Source organism: Priestia sp. FW507-14D1A, assembly GCF_058781295.1.
This window is the reverse complement of the sequence record NZ_JBYSWQ010000002.1, coordinates 339,769-361,899: the sequence shown is the minus strand read 5'-3', so window position 1 is coordinate 361,899 and position 22,131 is coordinate 339,769. Positions and strand designations below refer to the sequence as shown.

The window sequence follows — 22,131 nt, the reverse complement described above, 5'->3', positions numbered from 1 at the left end:
TTTTCGTTCAATGTAGTGGAGGATGAACAATGCGTATAAAAAAACTATCTGAGTTAACGAATAAATCCAAACAGCGGAAAGAAAAAGCTGACGAATCGAAGGACTCTAAGGACACTAAGGATACTAGTGCTTCTTCTACACAGGAAGAGCAGAAATTATCTGAGAGGGCGGGAGATAATTTATCCCGCATGAAAAAAGCATTGGGACAGAGCACCGATTTAGTTGTGCGAGAGTTTCGAATTTCGATTGAAGAAAAATTTACTTTAGGTGTTGCTTACATCGACGGATTAGTAAATAAAGACGAAGTTGAACACTATGCGCTGGACTCCATTATGCACTATCACGATGAACATTTAACACATGATGATGGCATCGTTAATATGTACGAATTGATTAAAAGCTATAGTTTGGCAGCGGGTGAAATCATGGAAGCAAAGACATTGGATGATGCTCTTCTTCACGTGTTATCAGGAGATACCGTACTGTTTTTAGAAGGGTATCAAACGTGTATTGTGGCAAGTACAAGAGGGTGGAGAGACAGGGCTGTTTCTGAACCACAGTCTCAAACCGTTGTAAGAGGGCCTCGAGACAGTTTCACAGAAACACTGCGAACGAATACCGCATTGATTCGGCGCCGAATAAAATCTCCAAAACTTTGGGTTGAATCTCAGCAAATAGGAGAGTTTACAAAAACGGATATTGCGCTCGTTTATATAGACGGCATTGCGGATGAACAGGTCATTCAAGAGGTAAAGGAGCGTCTTTCTAAAATTGATATAGACGGTATTTTGGAGAGCGGATATATCGAAGAGTTGATTCAAGATGAAGATTATACACCTTTTCCTACTATGCATAACACGGAGCGTCCAGACTCCGTAGCAGCAGGTCTTTTAGAGGGGCGAATAGCCATTTTAGTAGACGGTACACCTTTTGTATTAATGGTTCCTGCCCTATTTATTCAATTTTTTCAAGCGGCCGAAGATTATTACCAGCGCGCAGATATTAGTACATTAATTCGCTTAATGCGCTACATGGCATTTTTCTTAGCCCTTTTAACACCTTCTGCTTACATTGCTTTAACTACTTTTCATCAAGAAATGCTTCCTTTTGCTTTGTTAATTAGTATTGCAGCTCAAAGGGAAGGTGTTCCGTTTCCTGCTATTATTGAAGCGTTTATTATGGAAATCACGTTTGAAATTTTGCGAGAAGCAGGAGTCCGATTGCCTCGAGCAGTAGGTTCAGCTATTTCGATTGTGGGAGCACTCGTCTTAGGAGAAGCCGCCGTACAAGCGGGATTAGTTTCACCTGCAATGGTTATCGTTGTATCCATCACCGCTATTAGTAACTTTGTGTCACCCGTGTATGATATGGCTATTGCAGTAAGGATGCTGCGCTTTATCTTAATGGTTTTAGCAGCTACTTTTGGCTTGTTCGGTATTATCCTGGGGCTAATTTTAATGATTTTACATTTATGCAGCTTAAGGTCATTTGGAGTCCCTTATATGACACCTATGGCTCCATTTGTGAAGCGTGATCAAAAGGATGTTCTGATTAGACGTTCGATCAAAAAAATGAAAACAAGGCCAAAGCTTATTAACGAGAAGAATATTTCACGTCAAAAGACGCAAAAAAACTAAACTGTGTAAAGGTGGCCGTTTACTATGAAAGCATTTCTAATGTTATGTATCTGTTCAGTGCTATTAAGCGGCTGCTGGAGCAGTCGAGAGTTGAATGAGCTAGCCATTACGGTTGCCGTTGGAATTGATAAAGCAGAAGATGGCATTATTGTGACAGTTCAGCTGATTAACCCTGGTGATATTCAGGCCAAAACCCCTACAAACGGGCCTTCTGTTACCACATTTTCTATTAAGGCTTCGTCTGTAATGGAGGGGTTAAGAAAAATAACGACAAAATCTCCGCGGAAAATTTATCTTTCTCATTTGCGAATGCTAGTGCTTAGCGAAAGCATGGCGGAAGACGGTATTGCTGAAGTGCTTGATTTCTTTGCTCGGGATCATGAAGTGCGTACCGATTATTTTGTTGTTGTGGCTAAAAACACGAAAGCATCGAGCGTTTTGAACGTATTAACAACAATCGAAAAAATACCAGCTAACCACATGTTTGCTTCATTAGACGTGTCACAGCGTATTTGGGCACCTACTAGAGGAGTAAAGTTAAATGAACTGATCAGTAACTTAACCAGCGAGGGAAAGCAGGCGGTATTATCAGGGGTATTGGTGAAAGGCAATGTGAAAAATGCAGGAGATATGTCCAGCATTTCTCGCACCAATCTTTCCACACTGCTCAATTTCAAAGGATTAGGTGTCTTTCAAAATGATAAGCTTATCGGCTGGTTCAATGAAGACGAAAGTAAAGGGTATAACTATATTACAGGAAATGTAAAAAGTACGTTGATTGTTATTCCATGCGAAAAAAAAGAAAAACAGCATGATATCATTGGAGTAGAAATGCTTCGAACGAATGTCAAGGTGACAGCTACGATGAAAAATCATAAACCTCATATTCACGTTGATTTAAAAGGAGAAGCGAACGTGGCTGATGTAGAGTGTCAAGTGAATTTACAGGACCCAGCTGTAATCAATATGCTCGAACGAAAAACAGCAGCTGACGTGAAAGAAAAAATGAATGATGCAGTAGAAAAAGCTCAAAAAACCTATAAAAGCGATATCTTTGGTTTCGGCGAAGCGTTTTACAGACAAGATGTAAAGAGATGGTACAAAATGAAAAGAGACTGGAACAGAATTTACGCAGAGGATTTAACCGTCGATTTAGATGCAAAAGTTCAAATCCGTCGCTTAGGCACGTTAAATAACTCATATATGAAGCAAATGAAGCATTAAGGAGAAAGAAAATGGAGGGATTTATCGCCTTACTTGTACTGCTTGCTTATTTGACTAAAAAAATAATGATCAACTTCCGAAAGGAAAAGTATTATCGTGAGATAGTCGTCTACCTTTGTCTTATAGGTTTGGGTCTATTCTTTTGGGGAGCGATTACACTCCGTAAAGAAGTTCCTACGCCTCTGTACTTTTTAGAGGCACTAATTAAGCCTCTTACTAGAACCGTTCATCATTTGTTATTCACGTGAGCAAGCATGTAGGAGAGAAGGTGTGTATGATGCAAATAAAAGAATTTATTAGTCCGAAACAATTTCTTTTTCTCATTTATGTTTTTTGTATCGGAAGCGCCATCTTGGCAGTTCCCGCTACATTATTAGAGACGAATAGACAAAATGCGTGGTTTTGCGGTGTGCTTGCTATTGGCTTTGCACTTTTAATCGTTGCGGTGCTTTTATGGCTGATTCAGCGTTACCCTCAGCAAACATTCATTCAAATAGCTAAAAAGGCGCTAGGTCCTTATGCAGGAACGTGTATTTCTCTTATTTACATTTTCTTTATGTTCATTCAGTCTACGTTTTCGCTTCGAGATATCAGTACATTCATGACGACTCAAATTGTCCCTGAAACGCTGCCTACGTGGATTCATGCTCTTGTTCTTTTAGCTGTTATATACGGAGGGTATCTAGGTATTGAAGTGGTAGCAAGAACCGCGGAAATCTTTTTGCCTTGGATTGTGGTCCCCTTTTTATTGTTAATTGTTTTAAATATTCCTCAGATGAAAATTGATCGTCTTTATCCTTTTTTTGAATTTAGCATGGATGATTTAGTATTAGGGACCACTTATTTTTTAGGAAACCCGTTTATGGAATTGGTTTTTATTCTAATGATTACGCCTCATATAAAAGATGGAAAAAAGGTAAAAAGAATGTTTGTTATCGGCACTGTCGCATCGGGCTTGACGATTACGATTGCAGTTGCGGCCTGTATATTAGCTCTTGGCGCGAATATTGCATCGATGCACAGCTACCCAGTTTATTTATTAGGAAAAATGATTTCGTTAGGTGCAACGATTCAGCATGTTGAAGTATTAGTAGCTATTATTTGGATGTTATCTATCTTTTTTAAAGTTGTTATTGTGTTCTATGCTATTCAGTTAAGTATCGTCCAATTGTGTAATTTACGGGTGCGCAATTTTTTAAGCTTTCCGTTAGGTCTAATTATTACAGGCGTGGCGTATTACATTATTCCTAATACAGCGTACTTCAATTATTTTGAAAAATATTACTGGCCGTTTTATTTATTTGTACTAAGCGTCTGTTTTCCGGTGTTATTTATTGCGCTTTCTTATATAAAGAAACATAAGGCAGCTAAAGGCGATAGAAGCCAACAAATATAGCATTATTCATACGCATGTGGTATAATACGATGACAATTCAAGAAGAAACGCCGTACACGTTTGTATATGTACGGGAGAGGTTCGAAAACTCCCTCTATAAAAAACTAAGATCATCGTTGATGACAAAAGACACGGTTTTAGCGTGTCTTCTTTCACGTGCTTTTCTATCAACGCGTCTTTTTGACGTGTATGCTGGCGAGGACGTGTATCTTAGTTGCTTTTTAGGGAGATTGCTGGAAAAGAGCAGTCTCTTTTTTGTGTTATAAAATTAGTCACAAAGGGAACGAACGGTTCAATAAAGTTTCTTCTTCTTTTGATTTCAATCAAAAAGGAGACGAACAATAATGATGAAAAATGAAAAAGCTATTGTTGTATTTAGCGGAGGTCAAGATAGTACAACATGTCTATTTTGGGCTTTGAAAAACTTTAAAGAAGTAGAAACGGTTACTTTTCAATACGGTCAGCGTCATAGTCAAGAGATAGAGGTAGCAAAAGCTATCGCAGCTGATTTAGGTGTGAAGCATACCGTACTAGATATGTCACTTTTAAATCAATTAGCACCAAATGCCTTAACGCGAGATGATATTGAGATCGAGCAAAAAGAAGGAGAGTTGCCTACAACGTTTGTGGACGGCCGCAATCTGTTATTTTTATCATTTGCAGCCGTACTGGCTAAAAACAGTGGAGGCCGTCATATCGTAACAGGCGTTTGCGAAACTGATTTTTCAGGATACCCAGACTGTCGAGACGTATTTGTGAAATCGTTAAACGTCACGCTTAATTTATCAATGGACTTTGAATTTGTGATTCATACGCCGCTTATGTGGATTGATAAAGCAGAAACGTGGGCGTTAGCCGATGAGCTAGGGGCGCTTGAGTACGTGCGTGAAAAAACATTAACGTGCTACAACGGTATTGTTGCTGACGGGTGCGGCGAATGTCCCGCATGTCAATTGCGAAAACGCGGGTTAGATCAATACCTGCAAACAAAAGAAGGAGGAGAGAAATAATGCTGCAACAAATGTATCCTCAAGTATTTCATGACTATGAATATGAACTGAACAAAGATATGCAGTTTGCTGCGGCACATTTTGTTCCTCACACAGAAGCAGGTAAATGCCGTCAAGTCCATGGACATACGTATTTTGTAAATCTAACTGTTGCCGGAGATACATTAGACGAAGCGGGCTTTTTAGTAAACTTTGCGCTATTGAAAAAAATTGTTTCTGGTCAATTTGATCATACATTATTGAACGATCATTCTATCTTTAACGAAGAAAATCCAAATGATTTTCCTACCACTGAAGTTGTTGCCCGTAAAATTTATGAGTTGGTTCAAGAATATCTAGACACACTACCAAATAAGCCTTCTTGCGTACAAGTATTCGTGCGGGAAACGCCGACAAGTTACGTAGTTTACCGCCCAAAGAAGGTGAAAAAACGTGGCTAATACAATTCCAGTACTTGAAATATTCGGACCAACGATTCAAGGGGAAGGAATGGTTGTAGGACGTAAGACGATGTTTGTTCGTACCGCAGGCTGTGATTATTCCTGCAGCTGGTGTGATTCAGCTTTTACGTGGGATGGATCAGCTAAAAACGATATTCGTCAGCTAACAGCAGAACAAATTTGGACGGAGCTAAAAGAAATTGGAGGAGATTGCTTTGATCACGTCACCATTTCTGGAGGAAACCCTGCGCTTATCAAGGCGATTGGTTCACTTGTAGAGCTTTTGCACAGTCAAGGGGTAAAAGCAGCTCTTGAAACACAGGGAAGCCGTTATCAGGATTGGTTCCTAAAGATCGATGATTTAACGATTTCTCCTAAGCCTCCAAGTTCATTAATGAAAACAAATTTCTCCGTATTAGACGATATTATAGAGACATTACTAAAGGAAAAACGCATGGCGCATATAAGCATAAAAGTCGTTGTATTTAATGATGAGGACTTTGAGTATGCAGCGTCTGTTCATGAACGTTATCCTGAGGTTCCATTTTTTGTTCAAGTAGGCAACGAGGACTTAACGACAATCGATAATGCGTCGTTAACACAAGAATTGCTTAAAAAGTATGAGTGGTTAATCGATAAGGCAGTGGCAGCTAAAAACATGAACGATGTAAGAGTTCTGCCGCAGGTTCACGCCCTTGTATGGGGAAATAAACGAGGCGTGTAAGCGCATAGCAAAAAATTTACAAAGAAAAATAAAAACAGATATATACAAAATAAAAAAACGCTGTTAGAATGACAATCGTAGAAAGAGAGGAAATGCAAATGAGCGGTCGAAAAGATGAAGAATTAGAAGGTGTATCACTCCTTGGAAATCAAGGAACAAACTATTTGTTTGAATATGCACCAGAGATTCTAGAAGCGTTTGATAACAAACATCCAAATCGTGATTATTTTGTGAAATTCAACTGTCCGGAATTTACGAGCTTATGTCCAAAAACAGGTCAGCCGGATTTCGCAACCATTTATATTAGTTACATTCCAGATGAAAAAATGGTAGAAAGCAAGTCGTTAAAGCTTTATTTGTTCAGCTTCCGTAACCATGGAGATTTCCATGAAGACTGTATGAACATTATTATGAATGACTTAATTAAACTGATGAATCCAAGATATATTGAAGTATGGGGAAAATTCACACCACGCGGCGGGATTTCAATTGATCCATATACAAACTATGGCCGTCCCGGTACGAAGTATGAAGAAATGGCTAATTATCGCCTAATGAATCATGATTTATACCCAGAAACAATTGATAATCGTTAATTCGAACAAACAGGTTGTGTATGCAACCTGTTTTCCATTGCAAAAACAACAGGTGAGAAGGTGAAAGAATGTCACAGAGATCAGCATTAGTATTAGGTGCAAGCGGACTTGTTGGTCAAGAACTTTTAAAAATGTTATTAAGCAACAGCTTATATAACCATGTGACAGTGTTTGTTCGAAAAAAGCTACCAATCGAACACACAAAGCTACGTCAGCTTGAAATTGATTTTTCAGAGCTTGATAAGCACGAAGAATGCTTTGCAGTTGATGATGTATATTGCTGTTTAGGCACGACAATGAAAAAAGCAAAAACAAAAGCGAAATTCATTAAAGTGGACTACGAATTTCCTTTAAAAGCGGCTAAATGTGCAGAAAAATATCGCTGCAAAAACTTTTTAACGATCACAGCAATTGGTGCTGATCTTCGTTCGCCATTCTTTTACAGTAAAGTAAAGGGGCAAGTAGAAGAAGATATCGCAAGCTTGTATATCCGTTCTACTCACTTTTTCCGCCCATCGTTATTATTAGGCAAGCGTCAAGAGTTTCGCCTATTTGAAAAGATTGGGGGATACACGTTAAAGTCGTGTTCATTTTGCCTTGTAGGAAAGTGGAGAAAGTATCGTCCAATTAAAGCGTATAACGTAGCCAAATCGATGATGAAAGCTGCTCTTGAAGATAAATGTGGCGTTCATGTACATGAAAGCCAAGACATTTATACAGGTGAATGCTATTATTCGTTTACCAACGGCAAGCGAGTATTATCAAAATAAAGAAAAGCCTCTTCATAAGAAGGGGCTTTTTTTCTATCTTCCGTCACCATCCGCATCTCCACCGCTATCTTCATCTCCATCATGATCGTGGTTAGAAGCAGATTCACTCCAGCTTGTGTAGGAGTTAGAATCTTCTTCGGCATAATTCATGGGTTCAACGGATGTTTTTTTATTTGAAGTTTGTTTGCGTTTAAAAACGAACTGCACGATGAAAAAAAGAATGACAATAAGAGCAACGATAAACAATACAGTATCAAACATGCTAGTAATTCCTTTCGGTAAGAAGATAGTAGTAGCTTGTTCTTATTGTCACACGAAAATAAGCCCCTTTCAAGAAAAAATGGGGCCTGTTTTTGTTTCTTTAAGGAAACTTTTTTTATCTCAGCCATATATTATTGTATAAAGAAACATTTTAGAAAAGAGGGAGTACAGTGAAAAAAAGTTCGAAGGATGTTAAGGTGCAACAGTATATTTACCTCATGTATAAGCTGGGGATTATTACAGAAGAACAAAAGAATCAATTCTTTCAAAACCAATAAAAAAGCAACCGCTTTTGCTTTCCGGCTGCTTTTTTCCTTTACATAGCTGGATTAATGATGATGTAGTTTTTGTGGTTGACAACAGTTCGCTGTTCTAAGTCTAAATCACGGTAGTTTGTCATGTAAGTCAAATCTACAATCACGGAGTTTTCATTTACTTTTTCGACAATGCCCTGTAAGCCATTTTTAAATTCTATCAAGTTTCCTACCTCTGCTATTTTCATGATTTATCGCTCCTTTGTTTTAAATTAGTTCATTATAAATTTTTTAAATAATTTTAATTTTAAAAATAGTAAAACTAGTTAGCGTTTTCTTTTTTACAATTTTGCCTTAAAACTGGGAATTAGTAAAGAGTTTTTTGAAAAAATATAAAATAAAATTGAAAAAATAAGTAAAATGTGCTGAGAAATAAAAGGAATTGGTAGCTTTAATGAAAGAGAGAAGCAGGACAGTTCCATCTTTGTGCATCTTTCGTTATAATAAACGAGGTATAATCTTGTCATAAATTATAAGAATTAGAAGGTGTAGAAATTGAAAGATACTGGACTCGTGCTCGAAGGAGGCGGTATGAGAGGCCTTTATACAACTGGAGTTTTAGATTACTTTATGGAAAGAAATCTGTACCTTCCGTATGTAATTGGCGTTTCAGCCGGCGCTTGTCATGCCACTTCTTATTTATCTAGACAAATAGGAAGAAGTCGCAAAGCTAATTTAGATTTTTTAGAAGATCCTCGCTACTTGTCGTGGAAAAATTATTTTAAAACAAAAGAGATATTTGGAATGGATTTCGTTTTTGATGAAATTCCTAATCAGCTTCTTCCATTTGACTTTGAGGCATTTGCTGAGCGTACAGAGAAGCTTGTAGTAGGAGCAACGGACTGTGTGACTGGAGAACCCGTTTATTTTGATGAGTATGACCGGGACATTTTGACAGCGGTTCGCGCTTCTAGTTCCCTTCCATTTTTAGCACCTGTCGTTACATATAAAGGAAAAGAGCTGTTAGACGGAGGAATCAGTGATCCGATTCCAATCAAAAAAGCAGTGCAGGATGGATATAGAAAAAATATTGTTGTGCTAACGCGAAACGAAGGATATCGAAAAAAGAAATCAAATATGCTTTGGTTATTGAAGCGCAAATATCGTCATTATGATGGGCTGACTCGTGCGCTTGAGAACCGCTATAAATTGTATAATGAAACATTGTCATATATTGAAGAACAGGAAAGACAGGGGAATATCTTTGTGATTCGTCCGCAAACCCCTCTTGTAGTAGGGCGAATTGAGAAGAATCGTGAGCGTCTCGACGCTCTTTACAACCAAGGATATAAAGAAGCTGAAGCTCAATTTGCATCTCTGCAAAATTGGCTGAACAGTTAAAAGCGAGGTGAAACTGAATGGATGAACAAACAGCCATAAACATGTTGAATGAGTTAAGTGAAGGAAAAGTAATCGAAATTAAAGTTAAAAAAGAAGACTTTCTTGCTTTTCGTCCTTTTTTAGTAAATCGCCCTGATTTCAAACATTTTCGTGGAATAGCTGGACGCGGTGGGGATTTTACCTATACGTATCTAGAAATTCCTAGGAGCTAAACGAAATGATGGCATTATTTGATTATGCCTTATATAATGGATGTATGAGCCTGTACAGTAGAGAATATACTGTTACAAGTGCTTGTGCGTTTATTTAGTAACGTACGGTAAGAGCGAATAAACGTGTTTAGTTATAGGAGGGATATTATGGATGAGTTTCGAAAAAGTACAGCACCTTTTTATTTTGCAGATCATATATGGAAAGATAAAAATGGAATGACGACTTATGGGATGCTGTTAACGAACCGGCCCGAAGATGACGGGGACTATGACCTCCATTCGTTATTAGAAGAAGCATATGTAGATCATAAAAAAATTCTAATTACTACTGTTTACGACAACAGTGAACAGCAGTTGACCGGATACGTGATACATTTATCAGATGATCAAGACGTCTTTACGTTTATGGATGATACGGGTGCTAAGCTAGTGATTGATTTCTATGATGTTGTAGAAATTGAGATCGAAGATTAAAAAGAGCTGAATGTTGATTACAACATTCAGCTCTTTTGTGTAAAAGTAGATGAATTTAAATGTTTATCATAAGAATTATAAGGGAAAAACAAATGAAGAAATTTCTGATTAAACTGAAACAAACCGGGAAAATATACCTGTATTTCAGAAAAATTACCGTGATTATGACAAAAAACAAGGTACAATGTCATAATTGTGTTCCGAACGTAATTTTGTTCATCAAACTTAAAGAAATGTAATTGAATCGTTCGGTGAAACCCCTATATAGCTATGATAGAGTAATACCATACGAAATTTCAGGAGGTATTACCTATGAAACATAGTTATATGAAATCAATGGTAGTAGCTTGTTTAGCTACTCTTTCATTTATAGGTTTTAATGCAACAGCTACGGCTGCAACTAATTATAAAGTAGTCAAAGGCGATAGTCTTTGGAAGTTAGGTAAAAGATATAGTGTAACAATTGACGATATTAAAAAATTAAACAATCGTCAAGGAGATATGATTTATATTGGTGAAACATTAGCGATTCCGAGTAAGACAAAAGTGCTGGCTGCTGAAACAACGGAACCTTCAACGGCAGCATCGGCTAATACGGCTAAACCAGAAGCAAAACCAGAGGCCAAACCCGCAGAGCAGGAAACACCTGCAGTTTCGATTTCAACAAGTGAAAAAGATTTATTAGCGCGCTTAGTAGAAGCTGAAGCAAAAGGCGAATCATATGAAGGAAAAGTAGGGGTAGCAACAGTGGTGTTAAACCGTGTAGATTCTCCGAAGTTTCCAGATACGGTAACAGGAGTTATTAAACAAGTTGTCGGAAAAGCATACGCTTTTTCACCGGTCCAAAACGGATCAATTAACAAACCTGCTTCAGAAGATTCGAAAAAAGCAGTAGAGCAAGCATTGACTAGAAAAGATCGTTTAGACGATTCCATTTACTTTTATAATCCAAAAACAGCTACCGATAACTGGATTCGTTCACGTGCTGTAATTAAAACAATTGATCATCATGTATTTGCTAAATAAAAAAGAGCCGTTATGGCTCTTTTTTTAGTCTAAAAAAATATCTCGTTCCAAACTGCCTTCAGAACCTGTTAAAACCAGACCAATATCGGTATCAGCTTCTAAGTTCTGAACGATAGTAAAAGGCACTTTATGTTCGTTAGCCGCTTGAATATAGGGGGAGAGGTATGAGTAAGACAAGGAGCCATTTAAAAACAAATGACCGTCTTTCACTTTTTTTAAAAGAGGCTTTATTTTTACTGCATCTTTTTTCATGACTTGCCCTTTTTTTAGCGCAAGTTCAATATTCTCACGTAGAGCAGTTAAGAAATATCTTCTTTCGTCTCTTTTTGTTTCCTTTGCTCCGTACATTCCTCGTTCTAAGTATTCTTCTAGTTGATCAGACATTGCGTCACTTCCTTTCGTTATAAACTATAAACGATTATGGCTATAAGTAAAAGGGAGAGGAAAAAAGGAAAATCACTGTGCTATATCACCTGTTTTTTTGCTGAGTACAAAGAAAAACAAAAAATGTGTTGAAATTTAGCCTAAAATATTGTTTAATGTAAATAGATAGAAAATCATATCGGTTTTTTATTAAAGGTTTGTAAGCGATTACAGATATACATACATAGCAGCGTTTGGGGAGACGCTCCTATGATTTTATGTTCAAAGCGCATTGTATAAAAAGGGGATTATATAGCTTTAGGGCATATACGGTCAAGCAAAGGGTCAGATAAATTAATAAAAAATCGCTATGTATTTTCATAAGAAGAACGGTCAACATTTTTGTTGAGCGTTCTTTTTATGCGTTCATATTATGTTTATTCCTTATTGCAGCAGGTGCTGGAAATTACAAAGGTCCATTCCTCGTTTCATTTCTCTTATTTTACATAAGTTACATGTAGTATGTTTCAAAGCCTTAAAAAATATATGTCTCTACGCTTGTTTAACCCTAACGAGGTGGTAGAAAAGGAATATTTTTTAAGAAATCACAAAAAAAGAGGCTATTGCCTATGCAAGAAGTAGGTGAATAACATATGTAATAAAGAGAATGAAATATAATTTGAGGAGGCATGTATCATGCAAGAATTTGATATTAATGACATAAGAAGACCATTCGGTGGTTTTGGAGGCTTTGGTCGTCCAGGATTCGGTTTCGGTCGCCCAGGTTTTGGTTTCGGTCGTCCTGGTTTTGGCTTCGGCCGTCCGGGGTTCGGCTTTGGCTTTGGTCGCCCGTGGGGTTGGGGCTTTGGAGCTCCATTTCTTGGAGGATTAGTTCTTGGAAGTGCATTAGGAGGTCCAGGTTATTACGGTTATCCAGCACCATATTATCCGCCGTACCCACCATATTATCCTTATTATTATTAAAACAATGAGCGCTGATAAAGCGCTCTTTTATTATGTCCAGTCCAAGATATATATAGAATGAATGCAAGACGTTACGTTTAGAAAATGATAACAGTTTTAAATAAGGAATGAACGCTTAAGCTAAAGGAGACAAGTTTTCCTTGCAACAATTGTTGATTTTGCTATAATAACTTCGGTGGCATTTTTGGCCACTGGGTGGGCGAGGGATAGATGAAAAGAAGGAAATTAGATTGAACGCATTATTTGAAAAGTTGTTTCGTTTAAACGACCACCAAACAACTGTTGGAAAAGAAAGCTTAGCTGGGGTCATTTCATTTCTTTCCATCGTGTATATTATTGCTGTTAATTCAACCATTTTGTCTGATGCCGGTATTCCGCTTGAAGCAGGAATATTCGCAACGGTAGCTTCGGCTTTTGTAGGCTGTGTTATTATGGCTTTTTGGGCAAATGCGCCTCTTATTCTGGTGCCAGGTATGGGGATTAATGCATTGTTTACGTATACGATGGTTCAATCAATGGGGTTATCTTGGCAAGAAGGGTTATTAGCAGTAGTGATATCCGGCTTTCTTTTTATAGCATTAGCTTTTTCACGATTGTCTGCCAAAATTGTCTCTTCGATTCCGCATTCGCTAAAAGAAGCGATAACAGTCGGTGTTGGCTTATTTTTAACATTTATCGGTTTGCAAAAAGGGAAGCTTGTAGTTCCAAGCGAAAACACTTTTGTAGCACTTGGAGACTTGTCAGATCCGTTTGTGATCAGTACGCTGTTGACGTTAATTATCACAATCGTACTGTTTATCCGAAATGTGAAAGGTAACTTTTTGTTAAGCATGATTGCCGGATCAGTCCTTGCCTTCTTACTTGGTGTAAGAAGCGGTGCAGAAAAAGGACAGTCCGCTGGGAGCGTGAACGACTTCTTTAGCAGCTTTGGCACATTGTCTTTTGGAGCTATTGGAGACGTTGCGTTTTGGGCAGCTGTCTTTTCATTAACAATGGTATTGATTTTTGAAAATATCGGTTTGCTGCATGGTCAGCTAGGTATGATGAATCAAGATAGTAAATTTCCGCGGGCCTTTCAAGCAACAGCCGCCTCAGCTTTGCTAAGCGGCGTGTTTGGAACAAGTCCAACGGTGTCTTCTGTAGAAGGAGCATCTGGTATTGCAGCAGGAGGGCGAACGGGTTTAACATCGCTGATTACAGGAGTTTTATTTTTAAGTTCACTTCTGTTTATTCCATTTATCAAGCTGGTTCCAGATAGTGCTATTGCACCTATTCTCATTGTTATTGGAGCATTGATGATTCAAAATATCAAAAACATCAATTTACAGGACTTAACAGAAGGTTTCCCTGCATTTTTAATTATTGCGCTTATTCCTCTTACGTACAGCATTGCTGATGGAATTGCATTTGGGTTCATTGCGTATCCACTGCTTAAATTATTCCTTGGTAAAATGCGTGAAGTATCGATGTTTATGTATGTAAGCGCGCTGTTGTTTTTCTTGAATTTTGTGCTGCATTATATTGCTTAAAATAGACAGCTGAGTATTTTTTCTCAGCTGTTTTTTGTGTTTGCGGTAAAGAATCCTCTTTTTAGATATCATACTCCGTATTTCGTGTCCTTTGGCTAATCTGCCGCTTCTAAAATGACGTTTCCTGCGTAAAGTAGTACAGAAGTCGGAGGGGAATATAAGGGGGGAGAAAATGATGGGAATTAAATTAATTAAAATATCAGCCGTTTATTTTGGAATTGGCATCATATTGGGGTATTATATGTCAATTGTTCACAGCTACGCTTTGACACCTGTTCACGTGCACATCAATTTATTAGGATGGACATCCCTTACGTTAGCGGGACTTATTTATTATTTATTTCCTGCGTTTAGCGAAAGTAAATTAGCCAAACTGCACGTATGGTTGCATAATATAGGATTACCGGTCATGATGATTGGTTTATTTTTCATGATCGTACTAGAAAACCAAGCTTTTACACCCGTAGTGGCAGCAGGAGCAACACTTACGGCTATTGGCGTTTTAATTTTCGTATATCACATCCTTAAAAATTTGAAATCTGAACGATAAACGAAGAAGGTCGGTGACGCCGGCTGCTAATTTCAAAAGGAAAAAGAACCAGCTATAGCGAATATACATGTAAACAAGGTGAAAGAGTGATTTACATAAAGGTGTGCTAGGCATCTTTATAAGGAGGGGTAAGCTGCAGGGATTTCTAGCTCTTATAAAAGCCAATAAAAGGGCTGATTATAAGTTTCTTGCGGCGGAGATACTATGGGAGAACATCAACAATTAGTGCGTGTTAGGGAGCTAGCAAATGAAATTATTCGACTTCGTCTTCAAGACCGTACAACTTATGACGAATTAGAGTTGCAAAATAATGTAGAGTTGTTGTCTCGTTCTGTGGTTGACTTAGTAAACATTATGTTAGCCGAAGATGTGGATTCTTCTACGTCTTTAAAAGCTACAGCTTCTAAAATGAAAATGGTGTATAATAACATGCATCAAGCTGAGAAAAAAGATTATTTGCATTTCTAATTGCTAGGCTCCTTTTCGCCACAAACGAAATGGAGGTGTACGAGGCAGATGCTATCGTCACTAACGACTTCTGAAGCTATTGTAGCATCCGTTCTTGCACTGGTTGTCATTGCCGTTTCCATTATCTTTTTTGCCACTCTTATTATGGTTGTTGTTCGACGAGAAAGAATCAGCAGCTTGGTTAATCACGGAGAGCATGCAGATGGAAAGCAAAAAAGCTTAGGTGAATTTTTTCGTTCTTTACGGAAAAAATAACTACCGTTTTCTTATTAAATAGATAAAAGCGGTCAATTTAAACGTTGACCGCTTTTTTTAGATGGTTTGCTTATTTTTTTCTAAAACAATACCCGCTGCTTCACTAACAGATGACACAACAGCAGAGGCATGGCGCTGAACAGCTTCAGGAGCTGTAGCCATAGCGAAACTGTTCGGCGTTAATTGAAACATAGGAATATCATTAAATGAATCCCCCACACATGCAATTTCCTCTGGTTTTAGCTGAAGATGATTTAATAAAATTTCAATGGCATTTCCTTTGCTGATATGTTTAGGCATAATATCCAAACACTGCTTGGCAGAAATATATGTATCAATATAATCACCAAACTCTTCGTTCACTTCTTTTTGCAGAGCTACCATTTCATCATGATCTCCAAGAACCGTGATTTTAGATGGAGAAAGAGCGTGACCAAATGAATCCGTCATTTTAATTTGTTCTTCGATAGGGAAAAACATGTGAGTTTCAATCGCTTCAATAATTTCATTTCGCTGCTCTACATAATTCGTGTCGTTTGAACAGACAAGCGTAATACGGTTAGGATCTATCGTTTTTTTATAAAGTTGAGCCGCTAAATCATCTTCAAACACTTTTCCATGAAGTTCTTGATTTTCTTTAGTCCACACAAATCCTCCGTTTTGGCTTATGCGATGAAATGTATTATTAATATCAGTAGAAATCTTTAAAATTTCCGCATCCATTCGTCCCGAAGCAAGACAAACCTCTACTCCTTGGCGCTGAAGTTCACTAAGTGCGTCTGCATTATGCTGTTCTACGTATTTTTCTTCGTGTAAAAGAGTGCCATCTAAGTCGCTTACAAATAACTTAATCATTTCTTGAAAATTCCTTTCCCTAAAAAATTTGCTGTGATAAGAGCGTTACAAATTTATTACATTCCTTATTCTATCAGTGTTTCCCAAGAAACTCATAAAAAAAGCTCAAACCGGCGGTGAATTCAAAGAGATTAAGACATAACTACATCAATTTTTTCCGCAGGAGTCTTCGCTTTACCCTTCAAACAGCTAGAAACAGCTACATGAAATCCAGTTCACGATCACAATGAAAAAAATCCGAACGCAGTTGATTCTCAATTAAGAATCTGGATTTATCGTTCGGATCTTTCTTCAGCTACAATCCATTTGTCGCAGCCTTTTTTTCAGGTTTGTTCACTGTAAAAAAACAGCCGCGGTCTAAAAGACCGCGGCCATATTTTACAATACGTTAAAATATTTCGCTTCAGGATGTGCAAAAACAAGGGCTGTAACAGAAGCTTCTGGTTCCATCATGAAACCGTCTGTTAACTGAATGCCGATGTCTTCAGGTTTAAGTAATTTAAACAGTTTTGCTTGGTCTTCAAGGTCTGGACATGCAGGATATCCAAATGAAAAACGCTGACCTTGGTATTTGGCTGAAAAACGCTCCGCCATTGTAAAGTCAGGCGAATCAGGGAATCCCCAGCGGTCACGAATTTGCTGATGAACACGTTCTGCTAATCCTTCAGCTAGTTCAAGCGCAAGAGCTTGGAATACGTGACTCTTTAAAAACTCGCCGTTTTCTTTGAATTTCGCCGCGCGTTCGCGAATGCCTGTTCCTGCTGTTACAGAGAAGAAACATACATAGTCCATCTCTTTTTCTTTAGGCTTTGCAAAATCAGATAAGCACAGGAACTGTCCTTTTGCTTGCCGAGGGAAGGTAAAGCGTTCAATTTCTGTTTTCTCATCAGTAGGATCATAAATAATTAAATCATTTCCGTCTGCTTGAGCAGGGAAGAACTGATAAATAACCGCTGGCTTAATTAAGTTTTCTTTTAGTGCCAGTTCGAGCAGGTCATCAACGGTTTCTTTTAATTGAACAGCACGCTCGTCTTTTTCAGCAAGCAGCTTATTCACTTTTCCTTTTAGTCCTAAGTGATGGCCTAAAAGCATCTGCCAGTTAATATACGGAAGAACCTGTGCCAAATCGTAGTGTTTGACAACGTGCCGCTTTAAATCAGCCGGTGCAAAAACAGGAGCGTCCGTTGAAATGGCGGATCTTTCTAAAACAGCGGTAGCTGCTTGAGCGGTTTGAGGCTGGCGTTCTCGAACTGTTACTTTCTTTTCTTGCCGCGTTTTTAAATCTGCTAAAAGCTGAATAACTTCTTCTTTGTTCTGCAGCTTATTTGCTAACGCTAATCCGTCCATCGCATCTTTGGCGTAGAGGACCGCACCTTCATATTCCGGGGCAATTTTAAAGTCAGTAAATTTACGGGAAAGGGCAGCGCCTCCTACCATAATTGGAACATCAATGCTTGATTGTGTTAAATCTTGGGCAGTTAAAACCATTTGCTGAGCTGACTTTACTAGAAGACCTGACAGGCCAATGATGTCTGGCTTTTCTTCTTTTACTGCTTCAATCAGCTGCTGTGGCGTTACTTTAATCCCTAAATCAATTACTTTAAAACCATTGTTGCTTAAAATGATGTCTACTAAGTTTTTACCGATATCGTGCACGTCGCCTTTAACCGTTGCAAGAATCACTTTGCCTTTTCCAGAATCATTTTCAGTTGCCTCCATATGAGGTTCTAAAAAGGCAACGGATGCTTTCATAACTTCCGCACTTTGAAGCACTTCTGCTACAATCAGCTGGTTGTCATTAAACAAACGTCCAACTTCCGCCATCCCCTTCATAAGCGGTCCGTTAATAATATCTAACGGATCATCATATTGAGCTAAAGCTTGTTCTAAATCAGGAAGCAATCCTTCTTTTGTCCCTTCAACAATATACATTGCCAATCGTTCTTCGAGTGTTAGCGTAGAAATTTCTACTTTTGCTTCTTTCTTTTTATCACGATAAAAGTCGGTAAACGTGCTTAACGTTTCATCAGTTGTGTTAAATAATAACGCATTAGCAAGCTCAATTTCAGCTTCTGGAATAGAAGCATAGCGTTCTAATTTTTCTGTATTAACAATGGCATAATCCAGTCCAGCCTGCGTACAGTGATAAAGGTAAACCGCATTTAGTACTTCACGTCCGACTGGAGGAAGACCGAATGACACGTTACTTACGCCAAGAATGGTCAGGCAATCAGGCAGGGCTTCTTTAATCATTTTAATTCCCTTAACTGTTTCTTCAGCAGAACCAATATATTGTTCATCACCAGTCCCTACAGGAAACACAAGAGGGTCAAAAATAATATCTTTTGGATTAAAGCCATGTTTTTCAACAAGTAAATCATGTGAGCGTTTGGCAATCTCTACTTTTCGTTCTGCAGTAACGGCCATGCCTGTTTCATCGATTGTACCGACAACCAGAGCTGCACCGAATTTTTTTACTAGCGGTAAGATTGCATCAAAACGCTCTTCACCATCTTCTAAGTTAATGGAGTTAATAATGACCTTACCTTGCGAGTACGTTAAAGCTTTTTCAATAACTTTCTCGTCGGTTGAATCGATTACAAGAGGAACCTTCACTTTTTTTACAACTTCTTGAATAAACTCCTCCATGTCTTCCATTTCTTCACGGTCCGGATCTGCTAAGCAAATATCAATAACGTGAGCACCATTTTTAACTTGAGCACGCGCAATTTCAGATGCTTCTTCAATTTTTCCTTCCGCAATCAGACGCTTGAACTTGCGAGAACCGATTACATTCGTACGTTCTCCCACAAAAAGAGGGCGCATAGAATCGTCATATACAAGTGGTTCAATACCGGTTACAGCATGGTTATGCTCGGAGCGATCAAGCGAACGAGGAGCAACCTCTTTTACCGCTTCAGCCAGTGCTTTAATATGAGCAGGCGTTGTACCGCAGCATCCGCCTACAAAGTTCAGCCAGCCTTTATCAGCAAACCCTTTAATTTTTTGAGCAAGCAGCTCAGGAGATTCATGATAATTGCCTTCTTCATCCGGAAGTCCAGCGTTTGGATAACAGCTAACTGCTGAAGTGGCTAGGTCTGAAAGAGAGCGAATATGATCCGTCATAAATTCAGGGCCTGTCGCGCAGTTAAGTCCGACTGAAAGAGGCTTCATGTGTTCCAGTGATAAGTAAAAAGATTCGATATCTTGACCAGCGAGAGTTGTTCCCATCGGCTCAATTGTTCCTGAAATCATAATAGGAACTTCGGTTTTGAGTTTTTCAAACGCCGCTGTAATGCCTAGAAATGCGGCTTTTACGTTCAGCATGTCTTGACAGGTTTCGACTAAAAGCAAGTCAACGCCGCCGTCTAACAAACCTCGAGCTTGCTCTTCGTACGATTCTACTAACTCAGGGAATGTAATACCTCCGGTAACAGAGAGAGTTTTAGTGGTAGGACCGATAGCTCCAGCTACGAACCTAGGCCATTCGGGAGTTGAATATTTATCGCGGGCTGCACAAGCAAGCTTCACAGCTTCGATATTCAATTCATACGCCAAGTGACCTAAATCGTATTCATCAAGTACGGTAGATGTTGAGCCAAACGTATTGGTTTCAATGATGTCAGCACCTGCTGCAAAGTACTCTTCATGAATGCGCTGAATGACATGAGGCGCTGTTCGAGTCAAATATTCGTTGCAGCCTTCATATTCTTCGCCGCCGAAATCTTCAGCGGTTAAATCAGCATCTTGAATCATCGTTCCCATTGCTCCATCGATGACGAGTATTCGCTTCTTTAGTTGTTGTTCGATAAGTGAGCTCATTTATATCTTCCTTTCTGATGTAACAAGTTGCTTGTCATGAATATAGCGTGTTAGAATTTCAGTCATTTCATAGCGCATAAACGGCGTAATTAAGTAAATACCGTCAAATAGCTCATATGCTGTATCAATTAAGTTTTTTGCAATCGCAAGGCCTTCTACTTCACCGCGAATCCGGTCATTTCCCGTTGCGTCCATGCGTTCTAGAATATCTTCTGATAATTTAATTCCAGGTACTTCATGGTGAATAAATCGAGCGTTTCTCGCGCTTGTTAACGGCATGATCCCGATGTATACCGGTGTTGTTAAATGTTTGGTTGCTTCATATACCTCTTCAATTTGCTTAGTTGAATAGAGAGGCTGAGTAATGAAATAGTGAGCCCCGCAATCGATTTTCTTTTCCAAACGCTGAACGGCTCGGTCTAAGTGACGCACGTTTGGGTTAAAGGCAGCCGCGATGGAAAAATTGGTTTTTTGACCAAGCGGTTTGCCAGAATAAGATAGTCCTTCATTAAACTGAGCGATTAAACTAATCAAGTCAAATGAAGATAAATCGTAGACAGAAGTGGCGCCAGGGAAATCGCCAACTTTTGACGGATCACCGGTAATTGCAAGCACTTGATTCATTCCTAGCGTATGAAGTCCCATTAAATGAGATTGAAGTCCAATTAAATTTCGATCGCGACAGGTAATATGAATAAGCGGTCGTGCTTTTGTTTCTTGCTGCATCAGTGTTGCCATTGCCAAGTTGCTGATGCGAGGTGAGGCAAGAGAATTATCAGCTAATGTAATAGCATCTACGCCGACTTTATCCAGTGCTTTTGCACCTTCTAAAAATTTCGTCGGACCCAGCTGTTTAGGCGGATCTAGCTCGACGATAACCGAGCGGCGCTTCTTCACAATTTCATGCATATGAGGTTTATCCTGCTGCTCACGCTCTTGAACCGTAACGGCTGGTCTCATTTTAACGACTTTGCTTGTAATCGGAGGCAGGTCTTTTAAGGCAGATGACATTGCGCGTACGTGAGCTGGTGTTGTACCGCAGCATCCTCCAATTAAGCGAACCCCTTGTTCGCGGAATAAACGTGCGCTTTCTACAAAGTAGTCTTCATTCGTTTCATACTCCAGCTTTCCTTCCACATACGCCGGAAGGCTGGCATTAGGGTAAGCAGATAAGAAAGCACGATCAGGAAGCGGTACTTCTTCAAGAGACTGAATCATATGATAAGGACCTAAACGGCAGTTTAGCCCGACAACATCTGCTCCTAAGTCTTCTAATTCTTTTAATGCATCTGCTAAAGGACGCCCATCTTGCAGTACGCCAATATCATGCAGGGAAACGTGGGTAATAATAGGCTTATCCGTTTCTTTTCTTGCCAGTGTAAGAACGGTTTTTAATTCTTCGAAATCATAGTATGTTTCAAACAAAAGGCCATCCACGCCTTCATTTAAAAGCCAAAACATTTGTTCACGAATGCTTCGCTTAACTTCTTCTAAACTAATAGCGTTTTTTTGGAAAGAACGAATTCCGCCGAGTGTACCAACCACGTAAGCCTGATCTTTTGCAGCTTGTTTCGCTAATTTTACACCAGCAACATTGATGTCTTTGACTGAATCTTCTAATCCATAACGGGCAAGTTTTTGATAATTAGCAGCGTACGTATTTGTTTGAATAACGTTTGCACCAGCTTCTACATAGGCTCTGTGAATACGAGAAACCTCTTCTGGTTTGGTGATGTTTAGTTCTTCAAAACAGCTGTCAATACCGTGTGAGTAAAGGAGGGTACCAGTGGCACCATCCCCAATTAAAATTTTAGACTTTAAATCTTCAAGTAACCCCATGTCAAAACCTCCTTAAATTGTTCCGCTTCTATTTCACGAGT

The 22,131-nt window shown here is 38.8% G+C and carries 24 protein-coding genes and 1 riboswitch; of the genes, 18 read left to right on the top strand and 6 right to left on the bottom strand.

All coding sequences use genetic code 11. The annotated features are described in order from the left end of the window. The first annotated feature begins 29 nt into the window (after window positions 1-29). From AC3WJG_RS10305 to AC3WJG_RS10265, 9 genes are all read left to right on the top strand, one after another. Entirely contained in the window at window positions 30-1,637 is a 1,608-nt protein-coding gene (locus AC3WJG_RS10305) for a spore germination protein (protein ID WP_337133426.1), read from the top strand. A 24-nt stretch (window positions 1,638-1,661) separates the two neighbouring features. Beyond that, the gene (locus tag AC3WJG_RS10300) at window positions 1,662-2,861 is read left to right on the top strand and encodes a Ger(x)C family spore germination protein (protein WP_098779221.1); all 1,200 of its coding nucleotides are present in this window, start codon (window positions 1,662-1,664) and stop codon (window positions 2,859-2,861) included. 11 nt (window positions 2,862-2,872) lie between these two features. Then, a complete protein-coding gene (locus tag AC3WJG_RS10295) occupies window positions 2,873-3,109 on the top strand; it encodes a hypothetical protein (protein WP_013055980.1) in 237 nt (78 codons plus the stop codon). Window positions 3,110-3,135: 26 nt separating this feature from the next. Continuing rightward, on the top strand, window positions 3,136-4,257 hold the full coding sequence (locus tag AC3WJG_RS10290) for a GerAB/ArcD/ProY family transporter (protein ID WP_337133424.1): 1,122 nt from the start codon (window positions 3,136-3,138) through the stop codon (window positions 4,255-4,257). A gap of 70 nt (window positions 4,258-4,327) precedes the next feature. Next, window positions 4,328-4,371: riboswitch (PreQ1 riboswitch) on the top strand. 230 nt (window positions 4,372-4,601) lie between these two features. Beyond that, window positions 4,602-5,267 carry a 7-cyano-7-deazaguanine synthase QueC gene (gene queC / locus AC3WJG_RS10285; RefSeq protein WP_028414148.1) on the top strand — a complete coding sequence of 222 codons (666 nt, stop codon included), beginning with the start codon at window positions 4,602-4,604 and terminating at the stop codon, window positions 5,265-5,267. Continuing rightward, on the top strand, window positions 5,267-5,707 hold the full coding sequence (gene queD / locus AC3WJG_RS10280; protein WP_013055983.1) for a 6-carboxytetrahydropterin synthase QueD: 441 nt from the start codon (window positions 5,267-5,269) through the stop codon (window positions 5,705-5,707). The genes queC and queD overlap by 1 nt, the downstream gene beginning before the upstream one ends. Further along, window positions 5,700-6,431, top strand: coding sequence for a 7-carboxy-7-deazaguanine synthase QueE (queE, locus tag AC3WJG_RS10275; protein WP_081085294.1), 732 nt, complete (start codon window positions 5,700-5,702; stop codon window positions 6,429-6,431). The genes queD and queE overlap by 8 nt, the downstream gene beginning before the upstream one ends. A gap of 98 nt (window positions 6,432-6,529) precedes the next feature. Then, window positions 6,530-7,027 (top strand): preQ(1) synthase, encoded by a 498-nt coding sequence (gene queF, locus AC3WJG_RS10270; protein ID WP_013082243.1) that lies wholly within the window; start codon window positions 6,530-6,532, stop codon window positions 7,025-7,027. A gap of 68 nt (window positions 7,028-7,095) precedes the next feature. Next, a complete protein-coding gene (locus AC3WJG_RS10265) occupies window positions 7,096-7,797 on the top strand; it encodes an NAD(P)H-binding protein (RefSeq protein WP_013055986.1) in 702 nt (233 codons plus the stop codon). Between the two features lie 33 nt (window positions 7,798-7,830). Here AC3WJG_RS10265 and AC3WJG_RS10260 read toward each other — a convergent pair whose 3' ends face one another. Both AC3WJG_RS10260 and AC3WJG_RS10255 read right to left on the bottom strand, forming a co-directional pair. Then, the gene (locus AC3WJG_RS10260) at window positions 7,831-8,058 is read right to left on the bottom strand and encodes a hypothetical protein (protein ID WP_098248384.1); all 228 of its coding nucleotides are present in this window, start codon (window positions 8,056-8,058) and stop codon (window positions 7,831-7,833) included. Window positions 8,059-8,374: 316 nt separating this feature from the next. Further along, on the bottom strand, window positions 8,375-8,560 hold the full coding sequence (locus AC3WJG_RS10255; RefSeq protein WP_013082245.1) for a YkvS family protein: 186 nt from the start codon (window positions 8,558-8,560) through the stop codon (window positions 8,375-8,377). A 307-nt stretch (window positions 8,561-8,867) separates the two neighbouring features. Between AC3WJG_RS10255 and AC3WJG_RS10250 the strand changes: the two genes are divergently transcribed. The 4 genes from AC3WJG_RS10250 (at window position 8,868) to AC3WJG_RS10235 (ending at window position 11,425) form a co-directional block, all read left to right on the top strand. After that, the gene (locus AC3WJG_RS10250) at window positions 8,868-9,713 is read left to right on the top strand and encodes a patatin-like phospholipase family protein (protein WP_013055989.1); all 846 of its coding nucleotides are present in this window, start codon (window positions 8,868-8,870) and stop codon (window positions 9,711-9,713) included. Window positions 9,714-9,730: 17 nt separating this feature from the next. Next, complete coding sequence (gene ykzS, locus AC3WJG_RS10245; RefSeq protein WP_025749421.1) at window positions 9,731-9,925, top strand: protein YkzS; 195 nt, start codon at window positions 9,731-9,733, stop codon at window positions 9,923-9,925. A gap of 147 nt (window positions 9,926-10,072) precedes the next feature. After that, complete coding sequence (locus tag AC3WJG_RS10240) at window positions 10,073-10,399, top strand: hypothetical protein (protein WP_013082248.1); 327 nt, start codon at window positions 10,073-10,075, stop codon at window positions 10,397-10,399. A gap of 312 nt (window positions 10,400-10,711) precedes the next feature. Further along, a complete protein-coding gene (locus AC3WJG_RS10235; RefSeq protein ID WP_102813900.1) occupies window positions 10,712-11,425 on the top strand; it encodes a cell wall hydrolase in 714 nt (237 codons plus the stop codon). Window positions 11,426-11,449: 24 nt separating this feature from the next. Here the strand turns inward: AC3WJG_RS10235 and AC3WJG_RS10230 are convergent, their stop codons facing one another. Beyond that, the gene (locus AC3WJG_RS10230; protein WP_028407910.1) at window positions 11,450-11,809 is read right to left on the bottom strand and encodes a YueI family protein; all 360 of its coding nucleotides are present in this window, start codon (window positions 11,807-11,809) and stop codon (window positions 11,450-11,452) included. Window positions 11,810-12,484: 675 nt separating this feature from the next. Here AC3WJG_RS10230 and ymaG point away from each other — a divergent pair. The 5 genes from ymaG (at window position 12,485) to AC3WJG_RS10205 (ending at window position 15,574) form a co-directional block, all read left to right on the top strand. Further along, window positions 12,485-12,772: an inner spore coat protein YmaG gene (ymaG, locus tag AC3WJG_RS10225; protein WP_013055995.1), complete on the top strand. Its 288-nt coding sequence runs from the start codon at window positions 12,485-12,487 to the stop codon at window positions 12,770-12,772. Window positions 12,773-13,002: 230 nt separating this feature from the next. After that, on the top strand, window positions 13,003-14,301 hold the full coding sequence (locus tag AC3WJG_RS10220; RefSeq protein ID WP_013055996.1) for an NCS2 family permease: 1,299 nt from the start codon (window positions 13,003-13,005) through the stop codon (window positions 14,299-14,301). Window positions 14,302-14,476: 175 nt separating this feature from the next. Continuing rightward, on the top strand, window positions 14,477-14,851 hold the full coding sequence (locus tag AC3WJG_RS10215; RefSeq protein ID WP_050689415.1) for a cbb3-type cytochrome c oxidase subunit I: 375 nt from the start codon (window positions 14,477-14,479) through the stop codon (window positions 14,849-14,851). A 204-nt stretch (window positions 14,852-15,055) separates the two neighbouring features. After that, window positions 15,056-15,319 carry a hypothetical protein gene (locus AC3WJG_RS10210; protein WP_013055998.1) on the top strand — a complete coding sequence of 88 codons (264 nt, stop codon included), beginning with the start codon at window positions 15,056-15,058 and terminating at the stop codon, window positions 15,317-15,319. Window positions 15,320-15,367: 48 nt separating this feature from the next. After that, a complete protein-coding gene (locus tag AC3WJG_RS10205) occupies window positions 15,368-15,574 on the top strand; it encodes a hypothetical protein (RefSeq protein ID WP_013055999.1) in 207 nt (68 codons plus the stop codon). Window positions 15,575-15,631: 57 nt separating this feature from the next. Here AC3WJG_RS10205 and AC3WJG_RS10200 read toward each other — a convergent pair whose 3' ends face one another. The 3 genes from AC3WJG_RS10200 to AC3WJG_RS10190 all read right to left on the bottom strand — a co-directional run bounded on the left by AC3WJG_RS10200 (window position 15,632) and on the right by AC3WJG_RS10190 (window position 22,090). Beyond that, complete coding sequence (locus AC3WJG_RS10200; protein WP_028407913.1) at window positions 15,632-16,429, bottom strand: HAD family hydrolase; 798 nt, start codon at window positions 16,427-16,429, stop codon at window positions 15,632-15,634. A gap of 378 nt (window positions 16,430-16,807) precedes the next feature. Beyond that, window positions 16,808-20,251 (bottom strand): methionine synthase, encoded by a 3,444-nt coding sequence (metH, locus tag AC3WJG_RS10195; RefSeq protein WP_492588196.1) that lies wholly within the window; start codon window positions 20,249-20,251, stop codon window positions 16,808-16,810. Beyond that, entirely contained in the window at window positions 20,252-22,090 is a 1,839-nt protein-coding gene (locus tag AC3WJG_RS10190; protein ID WP_014461038.1) for a bifunctional homocysteine S-methyltransferase/methylenetetrahydrofolate reductase, read from the bottom strand. Between the last annotated feature and the right edge of the window lie 41 nt (window positions 22,091-22,131).

Coding starts and splice junctions, on each gene's coding strand:
- AC3WJG_RS10255 (WP_013082245.1), bottom strand. CDS start 8,560: ATGAAAATAGCAGAGGTAGGAAACTTGATAGAATTTAAAAATGGCTTA.
- AC3WJG_RS10215 (WP_050689415.1), top strand. CDS start 14,477: ATGGGAATTAAATTAATTAAAATATCAGCCGTTTATTTTGGAATTGGC.
- metH (WP_492588196.1), bottom strand. CDS start 20,251: ATGAGCTCACTTATCGAACAACAACTAAAGAAGCGAATACTCGTCATC.
- ykzS (WP_025749421.1), top strand. CDS start 9,731: ATGGATGAACAAACAGCCATAAACATGTTGAATGAGTTAAGTGAAGGA.
- AC3WJG_RS10240 (WP_013082248.1), top strand. CDS start 10,073: ATGGATGAGTTTCGAAAAAGTACAGCACCTTTTTATTTTGCAGATCAT.
- AC3WJG_RS10205 (WP_013055999.1), top strand. CDS start 15,368: ATGCTATCGTCACTAACGACTTCTGAAGCTATTGTAGCATCCGTTCTT.
- AC3WJG_RS10190 (WP_014461038.1), bottom strand. CDS start 22,090: ATGGGGTTACTTGAAGATTTAAAGTCTAAAATTTTAATTGGGGATGGT.
- AC3WJG_RS10265 (WP_013055986.1), top strand. CDS start 7,096: ATGTCACAGAGATCAGCATTAGTATTAGGTGCAAGCGGACTTGTTGGT.
- AC3WJG_RS10200 (WP_028407913.1), bottom strand. CDS start 16,429: ATGATTAAGTTATTTGTAAGCGACTTAGATGGCACTCTTTTACACGAA.
- AC3WJG_RS10290 (WP_337133424.1), top strand. CDS start 3,136: ATGATGCAAATAAAAGAATTTATTAGTCCGAAACAATTTCTTTTTCTC.
- AC3WJG_RS10295 (WP_013055980.1), top strand. CDS start 2,873: ATGGAGGGATTTATCGCCTTACTTGTACTGCTTGCTTATTTGACTAAA.
- queC (WP_028414148.1), top strand. CDS start 4,602: ATGATGAAAAATGAAAAAGCTATTGTTGTATTTAGCGGAGGTCAAGAT.
- AC3WJG_RS10235 (WP_102813900.1), top strand. CDS start 10,712: ATGAAACATAGTTATATGAAATCAATGGTAGTAGCTTGTTTAGCTACT.
- AC3WJG_RS10300 (WP_098779221.1), top strand. CDS start 1,662: ATGAAAGCATTTCTAATGTTATGTATCTGTTCAGTGCTATTAAGCGGC.
- ymaG (WP_013055995.1), top strand. CDS start 12,485: ATGCAAGAATTTGATATTAATGACATAAGAAGACCATTCGGTGGTTTT.
- queF (WP_013082243.1), top strand. CDS start 6,530: ATGAGCGGTCGAAAAGATGAAGAATTAGAAGGTGTATCACTCCTTGGA.
- AC3WJG_RS10230 (WP_028407910.1), bottom strand. CDS start 11,809: ATGTCTGATCAACTAGAAGAATACTTAGAACGAGGAATGTACGGAGCA.
- AC3WJG_RS10305 (WP_337133426.1), top strand. CDS start 30: ATGCGTATAAAAAAACTATCTGAGTTAACGAATAAATCCAAACAGCGG.
- queD (WP_013055983.1), top strand. CDS start 5,267: ATGCTGCAACAAATGTATCCTCAAGTATTTCATGACTATGAATATGAA.
- AC3WJG_RS10260 (WP_098248384.1), bottom strand. CDS start 8,058: ATGTTTGATACTGTATTGTTTATCGTTGCTCTTATTGTCATTCTTTTT.
- AC3WJG_RS10210 (WP_013055998.1), top strand. CDS start 15,056: ATGGGAGAACATCAACAATTAGTGCGTGTTAGGGAGCTAGCAAATGAA.